A 12,518-nucleotide genomic window follows, 5' to 3' on the forward strand; every position below is an offset into this window, starting at 1 on the left:
CATGAGCCCATACGCCTGCCAGCGCTTCCCGTTCCACCCGGCCAGGAGTGCCGCATGACCCGCATCCTCGGCATCGACCCCGGTTCCCAGCGGACCGGGGTCGGCATCATTGATGTCGACGCCGCCGGCAAGGTCAGCCACGTGCACCACCAGCCGCTGGTACTGCTGGGCGCAGACGATTTCCCCCAGCGCATGAAGCTGCTGGTGCTGGGCCTGGCCGATCTGTGCCGGGAGTTCCAGCCGCAGGAAGTGGCGATCGAAAAAGTGTTCATGGCGCGCAACCCGGATTCGGCGCTGAAGCTGGGCCAGGCCCGCGGCGCGGCCATTTCCGCGGTGGTGCTGCGCGACCTGCCGGTGCACGAATACGCGGCCAGCGAGATCAAGCTGGCCGTGGTCGGCCGTGGCGGCGCGGAAAAACAACAGGTCCAACACATGGTCGGGCTCATGCTGAACCTGAAAACCAAGCTGCAGGCCGACGCGGCCGACGCGTTGGCGGTAGCCATCACCCATGCCCACGTAAGGGCAACGGCCAACCGCCTGGGGCTCAGTGCCCGCCAGGCGTGGGGCCGCAAATGAGGAGCTGCACGCAATGATCGGTCGACTGCGCGGGATCGTCGCCTACAAGGCGCCTCCGTGGCTGGTGGTGGATGTGAACGGGGTGGGCTACGAGCTGGAGGCGCCGATGAGCACCTTCTACGACCTGCCCGAACTCGGCCGCGAGGTCATCCTGTACACCCATTATTCGCAGAAGGAAGACAGCGTTTCGCTGTATGGCTTCCTGCGCGAGGGCGAGCGCCGGCTGTTCCGCGATGTGCAGAAGGTCAGCGGCATTGGCGCGAAGATCGCGCTGGCCGTGCTGTCCGGGGTCACCGTGGAAGAGTTCGCGCGCATGGTCCAGGCCGGCGACATCACCGCCTTGACCCGCATTCCGGGCATCGGCAAGAAGACCGCCGAGCGCATGGTGCTGGAGCTGCGTGACCGCGCCGCCCAGTTCGGTGCCGGCGGTGCGCTGCCCACCGGCAGTGGCCCGGCACCGGCCGATCCGCTGGCCGATGCCACCGTGGCCCTGCAGCAGCTGGGCTACAAGCCCACCGAAGCGGCCCGCATGGCCCGCGATGCCTTCAATGAAGGCGACGAAGTGGCCACGGTCATCCGCAAGGCCCTGCAATCGGCGCTGCGCTGAGCCGCGTCCTCCATCCCCTACACCACGCCTGAGCCCCGCCAGGAGCCCCATGTCCAGCAGTCAAACTCCGCACGATGCCGCCCACGGCGGCCACGGTCACGCTCCCCCCGCTGGGGGTCTGGCGCTGATCATCGGTGCGATCGGCGTGGTGTTCGGCGATATCGGCACCAGCCCGCTGTACACCCTGAAAGAGGCGTTCTCGCCGCACTACGGGCTCACCAGTGACCACGACACCGTGCTGGGCGTGCTGTCGCTGGCGTTCTGGGCACTGAACATCGTGGTCACCCTGAAGTACGTGACTATCATCATGCGTGCCGACAACGATGGCGAAGGCGGCATCATGGCGCTGATGGCGCTGACCCAGCGCACCCTGCGCAACGGGTCGCGCTCGGCCTACGTGGTGGGCATCCTGGGCATCTTCGGTGCCTCGCTGTTCTTCGGTGATGGCGTGATCACGCCGGCCATTTCCGTGCTGGGCGCGGTGGAAGGCCTGGAAGTGGCCGCGCCGGGCCTGCATGCGTTCATCGTGCCGATCACCGTGATGGTGCTGCTGGCGGTGTTCGCGGTGCAGCGCTTTGGCACCGAAAAGATCGGCAAGCTGTTCGGGCCGATCACCTCGATCTGGTTCATCTCGCTGGCGGCGATCGGCATCTACAACATCGTCGATTCGCCGGAAGTGCTCAAGGCGTTCAACCCCTGGTGGGCCATCCGCTTCTTCATGGACCACAGCTGGCACGGCATCTTCATCCTGGGCGCGGTGGTGCTGGCGGTGACCGGCGGCGAAGCGCTGTACGCGGACATGGGCCACTTCGGTGCCAAGCCCATCCGCCACGCCTGGTACTTCTTCGTGCTGCCGTGCCTGGTGCTGAACTACCTGGGGCAGGGCGCGCTGGTGCTCAACCACCCCGAAGCAGTGAAGAACCCGTTCTTCGAAGCGGTGCCGTCCTGGGCCCTGTACCCGATGATCATCCTGGCCACCATGGCCGCGGTGATCGCCTCGCAGTCGGTCATCACCGGCGCGTTCTCGGTGTCGCGCCAGGCCATGCAGCTGGGCTACATCCCGCGCATGCGCATCAAGCACACCTCGCACGACACCATCGGCCAGATCTACATTCCCGGCATCAACTGGGGCATCGCGGTGATGGTGATCGGCCTGGTGCTGGCCTTCCGCAGTTCGTCCAACCTGGCCGTGGCCTACGGCATCTCGGTGTCGGCCACCATGCTGATCGACACCCTGCTGCTGGCCCTGGTGGCCCGTTCGCTGTGGCCCAAGGCGCGCAACTGGATCCTGCCGCTGTGCGTGGTGTTCTTCATCATCGACCTGGGCTTTGTCATCGCCAATGGCGCCAAGCTGCTGCAGGGCGCCTGGTTCCCGGTGGTGCTGGGCATCTTCCTGTTCACCATGATGCGCACCTGGCGCCGCGGCCGCGAGCTGCTGCGCGATGAGATCCGCAAGGACGGTATCCGCATCGACACCTTCCTGCCGGGCCTGATGCTGGCGCCGCCGGTACGCGTGCCGGGCACCGCGGTGTTCCTGACCGCCGACCCGACCGTGGCCCCGCATGCGCTCATGCACAACCTGAAGCACAACAAGGTGCTGCACGAGCGCAACGTGTTCCTGCACGTGGAAACCCTGCCCATTCCGTATGCGGTGGAAGGGCAGCGGCTGAAGATCGAATCGGTGGGCGATGAGTTCTACCGGGTCTACGTGCGCTTCGGTTTCATGGAAACCCCGGACGTACCGCTGGCGCTGATGCGCTCATGCGACCACGGCGGCATCTACTTCGACCCGATGGACACCACTTTCTTCGCCAGCCGCGAAACCATCGTGGCCACCGCCAACCGCGGCATGCCGATCTGGCGCGACAAGCTGTTCGCGCTGATGCATCGCAACGCCGCCCCGGCCACCGGCTTCTTCCGCATTCCCGGCAACCGCCTGGTAGAGCTCGGCGCCCAGGTCGAAATCTGATCGCAGGGGTCGGATCCCTTTCCGCAGGAAAGGGCTCTGACCCCATGCGTCGCGCATCCGGCAGTGGGGTCAGAGCCGTTTTCCGTTGGAAAACGGATCCGACCCCATGTTGCCGGTGTCCCGGTTCGGGGTCAGAGCCGTTTTCCGCCGGAAAACGGATCCGACCCCATGCACTTTTGCCGCATAATCACGGTATGACCGACGACCGCATCATTGGCGCCGGCGCCACCCGCGAGGATGACGCCGCCGACGCCAGCATCCGCCCCAAGCGCCTTGCCGATTACCTCGGCCAGGCGCCGGTGCGCGAGCAGATGGAAATCTACATCCAGGCCGCCAAGGCCCGTGGCGATGCGCTGGACCACGTGCTGATCTTCGGGCCCCCGGGCCTGGGCAAGACCACCCTGAGCCACGTGATCGCCAACGAACTGGGCGTGGCGCTGCGGGTCACCTCCGGCCCGGTGATCGAAAAGGCCGGCGACCTGGCCGCGCTGCTGACCAACCTGCAGCCGCACGATGTGCTGTTCATCGACGAAATCCACCGCCTTTCGCCCGTGGTGGAAGAAGTGCTGTACCCGGCGATGGAAGACTTCCAGATCGATATCATGATCGGCGAGGGCCCCGCGGCCCGCTCGATCAAGATCGACCTGCCGCCGTTCACCCTGATCGGTGCCACCACCCGCGCCGGCCTGCTGACCGCGCCGCTGCGCGACCGCTTCGGCATCGTGCAGCGCCTGGAGTTCTACAGCGTTGAGGAACTGACCCGCATCGTGCGCCGTTCGGCCGCCATCCTCGGCATCGACTGCACCGCCGACGGGGCAGGGGAGATCGCCCGCCGCGCGCGTGGCACCCCGCGTATCGCCAACCGCCTGCTGCGCCGCGTGCGCGACTACGCCCAGGTCAAGGCCGGCGGCCATATCGACGAAGCCGTGGCCCAGGCCGCCATGCAGATGCTGAAAGTCGACCCGGAAGGCTTCGACGAACTGGACCGGCGCCTGCTCAAAACCATGGTCGACTACTTCGACGGTGGCCCGGTAGGCATCGAATCGCTGGCCGCGGCGCTGTCCGAAGAGCGCGGCACGCTGGAAGACGTGGTTGAACCCTACCTGATCCAGCAGGGCTTCCTGGTGCGCACCGCGCGCGGCCGCATGGCCACCCACAAGGCCTACCGGCACATGGGGCTGAAGCCGAAAAACCCGCCGCAGGACCTGTTCGCGGAGGTTCCCGATGTCGGTTGAACCGCGATTCAGTTGGCCGACACGCATTTACTGGGAAGATACGGACGCTGGCGGGGTGGTCTACCACGCCCGCTACGTGGCCTTCATGGAACGGGCCCGGACCGAATGGATGCGCGCACTGGGCTACGGCCAGGAGCGCATGCGTGCCGAACACGGGCTGGTCTTTGCGGTGCGTTCGATGCAGATGGACTTCATCAAGCCGGCCCGGCTGGATGATGCCCTGCAGGTGAGCGCCACCCTGGTCCAGCTGAAGAAGGCCAGCATGGTCTTCGACCAGCAGGTCCTGCGCGAGGGCCAGCTGCTGCTGTCCGCGCAGGTCCGCATTGCCGCACTGGACGCGGCCAGTTTCCGCCCGCGTGGCATGGACGATGCCGTCCTGGCCGCGCTGCACCCCCACCTCCACCCTGAATCCGAACACTGAGGAACAACGGATGATCGCAACGCTCCTGGCCCTGCAGGCCACGGTCACCGAGGCACTGCCGGCAGACGTCAGCAACGCCGCGACCCAGACCCTTGCCCAGGCCACCACCGGCGGCGGCATCAACTACCTCGAACTGATGGCCAAGGCCAGCCTGCCGGTGAAGATCATCGTGCTGCTGCTGCTGATCGGTTCGTTCGTCAGCTGGGTCATCATTTTCCGCAAGGCCCGCGTGTTCAAGCAGGCCACCCGCGAGGCGGACGAGTTCGAGAACCGCTTCTGGTCCGGTGCCGACCTGGGCAAGCTGTACAGCTCGGCCACCGACCGCAGCCGCAATGTGGGCGGCCTGGAAGCCATCTTCGAAGCCGGTTTCCGCGAATACACCCGCCTGCGCGACAAGCGCCGCCTGGATGGCCGCGCGCAGCTGGAAGGCGCCCAGCGCGCCATGCGCACCACCTACACCCGCGAAGTGGACCAGCTGGAACGCAACCTGGAACTGCTGGCCAACATCGGCTCCACCGCCCCGTACGTGGGCCTGGTCGGCACCGTGTTCGGCATCATGGTGACCATGCACGACATGATCAGCAGCGGTGCCCAGGCCGGTATCGCCTCGGTGGCCCCGGGTATTTCCGAAGCGCTGTTCGCCACCGCCATCGGCCTGTTCGTGGCCATTCCGGCGGTGTGGGCCTACAACCGCTTCACCACCCGCGTTGAGCGCATGTCGGTGCGGTTCGAGACCTTCGCCGAGGAGTTCAGCTCCATCCTGCAGCGCCAGAGCGCTGGCGACGAGTAAGCGCCTGACCCGGGAGTCCAAGCCATGTCCGCTGCCATCGGTCGCCGCAAGCGCCGCAAGCTGAAATCGGAAATCAACGTCGTTCCCTATATCGACGTCATGCTGGTGCTGCTGATCATCTTCATGGTCACCGCGCCGCTGCTCACCCTCAGTTTCGATGTCGATCTGCCCACCTCCAACGCCAAGGCGCTGGAAAGCAAGCAGGACCCGGTCATCGTGTCGGTGCGCCAGGACGGCCAGCTGAGCCTGAAGCTGCCCGACGCCAAGGAACCCACCGCCGTCACCGCCGAGGAACTGGAAGGGCGCCTGTCCGGCATTGCCGCGCAGGACAAGGACGTGCGCGTGATCGTGGCCGCCGACCGCGCCGTGGCCTATGAAAAGGTCATCGCCGCGATGGACGTGATCAAGCGTTCGAAAGTGGACAAGGTAGGCCTGGCCACCGATGCACGCTGACGCCCTGCCACCGCCGCACAAGCAGGAACCGGGCTGGGGCCTGCCCCTGGTCCTGGCCGTGCTGGTGCACCTGCTGGTCGCGCTGGTCTTCATCGGCGCCTGGCTGTGGTCGCCCCAGCGCAACACTGAAGCGGCCGCCGGCGATCCGTCGGTCGAGGCCAGCCTGGCCGTGTCTTCGTCCGAAGCCGCCGCCGCCCGCCAGGCCCTGCGCCAGTCGGAAAAGCTGGAAGAGCTGCCCGAGCCGGTGGCCGAGCCCATTCCGGTGCCCGAAGACACCATTCCGCCGCCGCAGCCGATCGAGGAACCGCGCCCGCAGGACGCGCCCACGCCGCAGCAGCAACAGGCGCAGGAGCGCGTGGCCCAGCCGGATACGCAGGACCAGGAAGCGGTCAATGCCCTGGCCATTTCGCAGGAAAAGGCCAAGCAGGAACAGGAAGCCAAGCGCCGCCAGGAACAGATCGACCTGACCGAGCGCAAGCGCCAGGAAGAGGCCGAGCAGAAGGCACGCCTGGCCAAGCAGCAGGAAGAGGACGCCAAGAAGAAGATTGCCGAGCAGCAGCGCGTGGCGGCCGACAAGGCCGAAGCGGACCGGCAGAAGAAGATTGCCGAGATCCGCGCCAAGCGTGAGCAGGCCGAAAAGGAAGCCAAGGCGGCCCAGGCCAAGCTCAACGCAGTCACTGCCGCACGCAACGCCGCTGGCAGCGCCAATGCAGGCAGCAGTGGCCAGGCGCAGCCGGCCGGTGGCGGTGGTGGCACCAGCGATGATCTGTCGGCCAAGTACGCCGCCGCGCTGGTGAACAAGATCCGCGGGTCGTGGACCCGTCCTGACAGCGTGCCGCTGGGGCAGAAGTGCCAGATCACCATCACCCAGATTCCGGGTGGGCAGGTGCTGCAGGCCAAGGTGGGTGCCAACTGCCCGTATGACGAGGCCGGCAAGCGCTCGATCGAGGCCGCCGTGCTCAACGCCCAGCCGCTGCCGTACCGCGGCTTCGAACAGGTGTTCGCACGCACGCTCAACCTGACCTTCACCCCGCAGGACTAAGCCCCGGGTGTGCACAGATGCCCTCGTCCGCAGTATCGGGCGGGGGCGCCAGGTCAACGCCGCGTGATGGCGCGGGCTGGCACTGACCCGGAATTCACGTACCCTTGGTTCATGATTGCGAAGCGGTTCACTCGCCGTTTGCTATCCCTCGTACCGGTTTCCCCTCATTGAGCGCTCCATGAAGAAGATGCCTCGCTGGCTTGCCGTGTTTGCGGCCCTGTTGCTGCCCTTCGCTGCCTTCGCGCAGCAGAGGAGCCTTGACCTTGAAATCATCGGCGGCAATGCCTCCGCGCTGCCGATCACCATCGTGCCCATGCCTTACCAGGGTTCGGCCGGTGCCCCGCAGACCGACGTGGCCGGCGTGGTCCGCGCCGATCTGGAGCGTTCGGGCCAGTTCCGCACGCTGCCCGAAGCGCAGATCGTGGAAAAGCCCACCCGTGGCGGTGACATCCAGTTCGCCACCTGGCGCGCGCTGAAACAGAACTACATCGTGGTCGGCCGGGTGATGGACGCCGGTGCTGGCGCCTACCGCGTGGAATACGAACTGTTCGACGTGCCCAAGGGCGAGCGCCTGCTGGGCCTGGCCATGACCGCCCGTGGCAACGCCATGCGCGATGTGGCGCACCAGATGGCCGATGCCATCTATGAAAAGATCACCGGTGTGCGCGGTGCCTTCTGGACCCGCATTGCCTACATCACCGCCAGCGGCAAGGGCGACGCCATGCGCTATGCGCTGATGGTGGCCGATTCCGATGGCTACAACCCGCAGACCATCGTGCGTTCGGCCGAGCCGCTGCTGTCGCCCTCGTGGAGCCCGGACGGCGGCAAGCTGGCCTACGTCAGCTTCGAGCGTGGCAATTCGGCCATCTACATCCAGAACATTTCCACCGGCGCGCGCGAGCTGGTCACCAGCTTCCGTGGCATCAACAGCGCCCCGGCGTTCTCGCCGGACGGCCGCAAGCTGGCCCTGACCCTGTCGCGTTCGGGCAATCCGGAAATCTACGTGATGGATCTGGGCAGCAAGCAGCTGACCCAGCTGACCAACCACTTCGCCATCGATACCGAGCCGACCTGGGCCGCCGATGGCAGCGCGGTGTACTTCACCTCCGACCGTGGCGGTCGCCCGCAGGTCTACAAGGTCGGTGCCGGCGGCGGCAGCGCCGAGCGCGTCACCTTCCAGGGCAACTACAACGCCAAGCCCTCGGTGTCCTACGACGGCAAGAAGATCGTGGTGGCGCAGGGTTCGGGCAACAGCTACAAGATCGCCATGATGGACAGCTCGCTGGGCTCGCCGCGCTGGAGCACCCTGTCCCCGGGCTCGCTGGACGAATCGCCCAGCTTCGCCCCGAACGCCAGCATGGTGTTGTACGCCGCCCGCGAGGGTGGCCGTGGTGTGCTGTACGCCGTTTCGGCCGATGCACGGGTGCGCCAGCGCCTGGTCCTGGCTGACGGTGATGTGCGCGAACCGGCATGGTCCCCCTACCGTACCCAGCGCTAAAAGAGTGTTAATATTTCCGCTGTTTTGAACCCCTCATCGGCCTAGGAGCCACAAAGATATTGCCATGAACAAGACCACCCGCGTTCTGCTTGTTTCCCTGCTGTCTGTGGCCGTCCTGGCCGGTTGCTCGAAGAAGGTGAAGGAAGAGCCGGCAGCCCCGGTCGACACCGGTTCGACCACCCAGCCGACCGGTCCGGCCACCTCCGGCCTGTACGGCCCGGGCGACCTGGACACCGACGCTTGCCTGCGCCAGCGCGTTGTCTACTTCGACCTGGACAAGGAAGACGTGAAGCCGGAATTCCAGGCCATCATGGCTTGCCACGCCAAGTACCTGCGTGACCGTCCGTCCTCGCGCATCACCCTGCAGGGCCACACCGACGAGCGCGGTTCGCGCGCGTACAACCAGGCCCTGGGCGAGCGTCGTGGCAATGGCGTGAACTCGGCCCTGCAGGCCAACGGTGGTTCGGCTTCGCAGCTGACCGTCGTGTCCTACGGTGAAGAGCGTCCGGTCTGCACCGAGTCGAACGAGTCCTGCTGGTCGCAGAACCGTCGCGTCGAAATCGTCTACACCGCGCAGTAATCCATGCGCATCGGCATCAAACTGATGCTGGTCGTTGCGGCAGCCCTCGTGGCTGCCGCACCGGCGCAGGCACAGCGACAGAGCCTGGCCGATCGTGTCGGCGCGCTCGAGCAGCAGATGTACAACAACAGTGCCAACCAGGACCTGTTGAACCAGATCAATCAGCTGCGCCAGCAGGTCACCAGCCTGCAGGCTTCCATCGAGCAACTGCAGCACGATAATGCCCAGCTGAAGCAGTCCGCCCAGGACCAGTACCTGGATCTGGACAGCCGCCTGAACCGGTTGGAAGGGGGCTCTGCCGCCCCGGCCCTGCCGCCCGTTCCGGCCGGTGCTTCCACCGCGCCCAAGGCCCCCGCGGCCCCGGCCAAGCCCACTGCAGCGGCCACTTCCGAGCGGCCGCCATCGGTGCACGGCGATCCGGGCAGCCTGGTTGCTACCGGCGATGAACGTACCGCCTACAACGTCGCTTTCGACGCGTTGAAAGCCGGCAAGTACGACGATTCGGCGCAGCTGTTCCTCAGCTTCCTCGAGCTGTACCCCAATGGCGTCTACGCCCCCAATGCCTTGTATTGGCTGGGCGAAAGCTATTACGCCACCCGCAATTTCCCGATGGCCGAGTCCCAGTTCCGCGAACTGCTCTCGCGCTATCCCACCCACGACAAGGCGTCTGGCGGCCTGCTGAAGGTCGGCCTCTCGCAGTATGGCGAGGGCAAGGTTGACCAGGCCCAGCAGACCCTGGAAACCGTCGTGGCGCAGTACCCGGGTTCGGATGCCGCGCGCACCGCCCAGGACCGCCTGCAGTCCATCCGCCTGGGCCAGCAGATCCGCTGAGCCGCTGCCCCGGCGTACAATGCGTCACCCGTAGAGCCGAGCCCATGCTCGGCTGCTTGCGTTGTAGTTCCTGTAGAGCCGAGCCATGCTCGGCTGCCTTTGCTTGTGGCGCCCGGCCATCCATCGGGCTGCCCGCCCCATGAAGAAGTGCCCGCCATGACCGCCGTCCCTCTGTCCGCCGCCGTCGCCACGCCCAGCGAGATCGTGCAGTCACCCTTGCCCCGGCTGAAGATCACCGAGATCTTCACCTCGCTGCAGGGTGAAGCCGATACCGCCGGTTGGCCGACCGTGTTCGTGCGCCTGACCGGCTGCCCGCTGCGCTGCCAGTACTGCGACACGGCCTACGCCTTCCACGGCGGCACCTGGTGGGATATCGACGACATCGTGGCCGAGGTGCTGGCCCAGGGCGTGCACCACGTCTGCGTGACCGGCGGCGAGCCGCTGGCGCAGAAGCGCTGCCTGATCCTGCTGGAAAAGCTCTGCGACGCCGGCCTGGACGTCTCGCTGGAAACCTCCGGCGCACTGGATGTGAGCGCGGTCGATCCGCGCGTGTCCCGCGTGGTCGACATCAAGACCCCCGGTTCGGCCGAAGTGGCGCGCAACCGCTGGGAAAACCTGCCGCTGCTGACCCGCCGCGACCAGATCAAGTTCGTCATCTGCAGCCGCGAAGATTACGACTGGGCCAAGGGCCTGCTGGCCGAGCACGATCTGGTGAAGCGCTGTACCGTGTTCTTCTCGCCCAGCAAGGGCGAGATCACCGCCCGCCAACTGGCCGACTGGATCGTCGAAGACCGGCTGCTGGTGCGCTTCCAGATGCAGTTGCATAAAATCCTGTGGAACGACGAACCGGGCCGATGAGCCCGGGCGTGGTGCCCTGATGTAGTTCCGGCGCGGGACAGCGTGCTGGCTTTCCCCTCCCAACCGGAAGATTTCCCCATGAAGAAGGCAGTCGTGCTTCTCTCCGGCGGCATGGATTCAGCCGCCGTCATCGCCATGGCCCAGGAACAGGGTTTCGCCGTACACGCCCTGAGCGTGCGCTACGGCCAGCGCCACACCTCGGAACTGGACGCCGCCGCACGCGTGGCCAAGGCCATGGGCGTGGTCGCGCACAAGACCGTGGACGTGGACCTGCGCAGCATCGGCGGTTCGGCGCTGACCGACGATATCGACGTGCCCGAAGCGGGCGGCGAGGGCATCCCGGTCACCTACGTGCCGGCACGCAACACCATCATGCTGTCGCTGGCCCTGGGCTGGGCCGAAGTGCTGGGCGCCAACGACCTGTTCTGCGGCGTGAACGCCGTGGACTACTCGGGCTACCCGGACTGCCGCCCCGAGTTCATCGCCGCCTTCCAGGCGCTGGCCAACCTGGCCACCAAGGCCGGCGTGGAAGGCGCGGGCATCCGTGTGCACGCACCGCTGCAGTTCCTCAGCAAGGCGCAGATCGTGAGCGAAGGCGTGCGCCTGGGCGTGGATTTCGGCCTGACCGTGTCCTGCTACAACGCCGATGCCAACGGCGCCGCCTGCCGCCACTGCGACGCCTGCCGCCTGCGCGCCCAAGGCTTCGCCGACGCCGGCGTAGCCGACCCGACCCTCTACGCCTGATCCTGGTAGGTGCGAACCGTGGTTCGCACTGCTCTGGTGGGTGCGACCACCCGAATGTGGGTGCGAACCGCCCGATGGGTAGGTGCGAACCTTGGTTCGCACTGCTCTGGCGGGTGTGACCGCCCGATGGGTAGGTGCGAACCGCCCGATGGGTAGGTGCGAACCTTGGTTCGCACTGCTCTTCGCCGGGCACAACCCGCCACTACCTCGACTACCTTCCCACCAAGCCATCAAAGTAGGGTAAAATGCCGACCCCGCCGAAAGGTTGGGCATGCATGGGCCGTTAGCTCAGTCGGTAGAGCAGAAGACTTTTAATCTTTTGGTCGATGGTTCGAATCCATCACGGCCCACCAATGCAGCAATGACTCAGGCGCCCGATGGGCGCCTTTTTCATTTCGCCTACTTCGCCTCAGCGCGCTTCGCCCGCGCAGCCTCGCGCTCCGCCGCCGCGTGAGCAGCCACATCGGCCGCCCTGCCCGCAGCGTCCGCTGCACGCTGGGCAGCCATGCGATCCGCATCGAACTGCACTTGGCGCTGCGCAGCCTGGCGACGCTCCAGTTCCAGCGAAGCCGCGAAGCTCTCCGGGTGCTTGGCGGCGCAGGCCTGCTGCACCAGATTCACCGCGCGATCGGACAGGCCGGGCTGGATGTTGCCGAGCAGGCAGTCGCCGTAGGGCGCGGAAGGGGACGAAGCAGCGGCCAGCGCGGCCATGATCAAGACATTCAACATGTGTACCTCCTTGTAGGGTGCAGATAGAGCGCGTTACGGCCCGGCCCAAGTATGGCCCGCTTTGCGGCGCATGCGGCTACGCGGGCTGGATCTCCCCACACACCTTCTCCGCCAATCCGCGCTCTGAGTCATTTCCGTCGAGCGGTTCAAAGATGCGCAGCCCAGATGCCATGCGTGCGTTGACC

At 66.3% G+C, this 12,518-nt stretch carries 14 protein-coding genes and 1 tRNA gene; 14 read left to right on the top strand and 1 reads right to left on the bottom strand.

Annotated features, from left to right (window positions below):
- Positions 1-54: 54 nt before the first annotated feature.
- The 14 genes from ruvC to G4G00_RS08615 all read left to right on the top strand — a co-directional run bounded on the left by ruvC (position 55) and on the right by G4G00_RS08615 (position 11,957).
- On the top strand, positions 55-576 hold the full coding sequence (ruvC, locus tag G4G00_RS08550; RefSeq protein WP_108750853.1) for a crossover junction endodeoxyribonuclease RuvC: 522 nt from the start codon (positions 55-57) through the stop codon (positions 574-576).
- 13 nt (positions 577-589) lie between these two features.
- Positions 590-1,183 (top strand): Holliday junction branch migration protein RuvA, encoded by a 594-nt coding sequence (gene ruvA, locus G4G00_RS08555; protein ID WP_108750852.1) that lies wholly within the window; start codon positions 590-592, stop codon positions 1,181-1,183.
- Positions 1,184-1,232: 49 nt separating this feature from the next.
- Positions 1,233-3,152, top strand: a complete 1,920-nt coding sequence (locus G4G00_RS08560) for a potassium transporter Kup (protein ID WP_108750851.1) — start codon at positions 1,233-1,235, stop codon at positions 3,150-3,152.
- 194 nt (positions 3,153-3,346) lie between these two features.
- On the top strand, positions 3,347-4,387 hold the full coding sequence (gene ruvB, locus G4G00_RS08565; RefSeq protein WP_108750850.1) for a Holliday junction branch migration DNA helicase RuvB: 1,041 nt from the start codon (positions 3,347-3,349) through the stop codon (positions 4,385-4,387).
- Positions 4,377-4,808 (top strand): tol-pal system-associated acyl-CoA thioesterase, encoded by a 432-nt coding sequence (gene ybgC, locus G4G00_RS08570; protein ID WP_108753921.1) that lies wholly within the window; start codon positions 4,377-4,379, stop codon positions 4,806-4,808. Before ruvB ends, ybgC begins: the two co-directional genes overlap by 11 nt.
- 10 nt (positions 4,809-4,818) lie before the next feature.
- On the top strand, positions 4,819-5,598 hold the full coding sequence (gene tolQ, locus G4G00_RS08575; protein WP_108750848.1) for a protein TolQ: 780 nt from the start codon (positions 4,819-4,821) through the stop codon (positions 5,596-5,598).
- Positions 5,599-5,622: 24 nt separating this feature from the next.
- Positions 5,623-6,051: a protein TolR gene (gene tolR, locus G4G00_RS08580; protein ID WP_108753920.1), complete on the top strand. Its 429-nt coding sequence runs from the start codon at positions 5,623-5,625 to the stop codon at positions 6,049-6,051.
- Positions 6,041-7,093, top strand: coding sequence for a cell envelope integrity protein TolA (gene tolA, locus G4G00_RS08585; RefSeq protein ID WP_164272628.1), 1,053 nt, complete (start codon positions 6,041-6,043; stop codon positions 7,091-7,093). Before tolR ends, tolA begins: the two co-directional genes overlap by 11 nt.
- 178 nt (positions 7,094-7,271) lie before the next feature.
- On the top strand, positions 7,272-8,591 hold the full coding sequence (gene tolB / locus G4G00_RS08590) for a Tol-Pal system beta propeller repeat protein TolB (RefSeq protein ID WP_108753918.1): 1,320 nt from the start codon (positions 7,272-7,274) through the stop codon (positions 8,589-8,591).
- 64 nt (positions 8,592-8,655) lie between these two features.
- A complete protein-coding gene (pal, locus tag G4G00_RS08595; protein WP_108750844.1) occupies positions 8,656-9,171 on the top strand; it encodes a peptidoglycan-associated lipoprotein Pal in 516 nt (171 codons plus the stop codon).
- 3 nt (positions 9,172-9,174) lie between these two features.
- Positions 9,175-10,002, top strand: coding sequence for a tol-pal system protein YbgF (ybgF, locus tag G4G00_RS08600; RefSeq protein ID WP_164272631.1), 828 nt, complete (start codon positions 9,175-9,177; stop codon positions 10,000-10,002).
- A 156-nt stretch (positions 10,003-10,158) separates the two neighbouring features.
- Positions 10,159-10,860, top strand: a complete 702-nt coding sequence (gene queE / locus G4G00_RS08605; protein WP_164272634.1) for a 7-carboxy-7-deazaguanine synthase QueE — start codon at positions 10,159-10,161, stop codon at positions 10,858-10,860.
- Positions 10,861-10,938: 78 nt separating this feature from the next.
- Positions 10,939-11,604, top strand: a complete 666-nt coding sequence (queC, locus tag G4G00_RS08610; protein WP_164272637.1) for a 7-cyano-7-deazaguanine synthase QueC — start codon at positions 10,939-10,941, stop codon at positions 11,602-11,604.
- A 277-nt stretch (positions 11,605-11,881) separates the two neighbouring features.
- A tRNA-Lys gene (locus G4G00_RS08615) sits at positions 11,882-11,957 on the top strand.
- Positions 11,958-12,003: 46 nt separating this feature from the next.
- Here the strand turns inward: G4G00_RS08615 and G4G00_RS08620 are convergent.
- Positions 12,004-12,333: a hypothetical protein gene (locus tag G4G00_RS08620; RefSeq protein ID WP_164272640.1), complete on the bottom strand. Its 330-nt coding sequence runs from the start codon at positions 12,331-12,333 to the stop codon at positions 12,004-12,006.
- Positions 12,334-12,518: the final 185 nt, after the last annotated feature.

The sequence above is a fragment of the Stenotrophomonas sp. B1-1 genome (assembly GCF_010894375.1).
Taxonomy (GTDB): domain Bacteria; phylum Pseudomonadota; class Gammaproteobacteria; order Xanthomonadales; family Xanthomonadaceae; genus Stenotrophomonas.

What these genes read in the sequence shown, in the direction of transcription:
- ruvC (WP_108750853.1), top strand. Translation starts at nt 55, where the DNA reads ATGACCCGCATCCTCGGCATCGACCCCGGTTCCCAGCGGACCGGGGTC.
- ruvA (WP_108750852.1), top strand. Translation starts at nt 590, where the DNA reads ATGATCGGTCGACTGCGCGGGATCGTCGCCTACAAGGCGCCTCCGTGG.
- G4G00_RS08560 (WP_108750851.1), top strand. Translation starts at nt 1,233, where the DNA reads ATGTCCAGCAGTCAAACTCCGCACGATGCCGCCCACGGCGGCCACGGT.
- ruvB (WP_108750850.1), top strand. Translation starts at nt 3,347, where the DNA reads ATGACCGACGACCGCATCATTGGCGCCGGCGCCACCCGCGAGGATGAC.
- ybgC (WP_108753921.1), top strand. Translation starts at nt 4,377, where the DNA reads ATGTCGGTTGAACCGCGATTCAGTTGGCCGACACGCATTTACTGGGAA.
- tolQ (WP_108750848.1), top strand. Translation starts at nt 4,819, where the DNA reads ATGATCGCAACGCTCCTGGCCCTGCAGGCCACGGTCACCGAGGCACTG.
- tolR (WP_108753920.1), top strand. Translation starts at nt 5,623, where the DNA reads ATGTCCGCTGCCATCGGTCGCCGCAAGCGCCGCAAGCTGAAATCGGAA.
- tolA (WP_164272628.1), top strand. Translation starts at nt 6,041, where the DNA reads ATGCACGCTGACGCCCTGCCACCGCCGCACAAGCAGGAACCGGGCTGG.
- tolB (WP_108753918.1), top strand. Translation starts at nt 7,272, where the DNA reads ATGAAGAAGATGCCTCGCTGGCTTGCCGTGTTTGCGGCCCTGTTGCTG.
- pal (WP_108750844.1), top strand. Translation starts at nt 8,656, where the DNA reads ATGAACAAGACCACCCGCGTTCTGCTTGTTTCCCTGCTGTCTGTGGCC.
- ybgF (WP_164272631.1), top strand. Translation starts at nt 9,175, where the DNA reads ATGCGCATCGGCATCAAACTGATGCTGGTCGTTGCGGCAGCCCTCGTG.
- queE (WP_164272634.1), top strand. Translation starts at nt 10,159, where the DNA reads ATGACCGCCGTCCCTCTGTCCGCCGCCGTCGCCACGCCCAGCGAGATC.
- queC (WP_164272637.1), top strand. Translation starts at nt 10,939, where the DNA reads ATGAAGAAGGCAGTCGTGCTTCTCTCCGGCGGCATGGATTCAGCCGCC.
- G4G00_RS08620 (WP_164272640.1), bottom strand. Translation starts at nt 12,333, where the DNA reads ATGTTGAATGTCTTGATCATGGCCGCGCTGGCCGCTGCTTCGTCCCCT.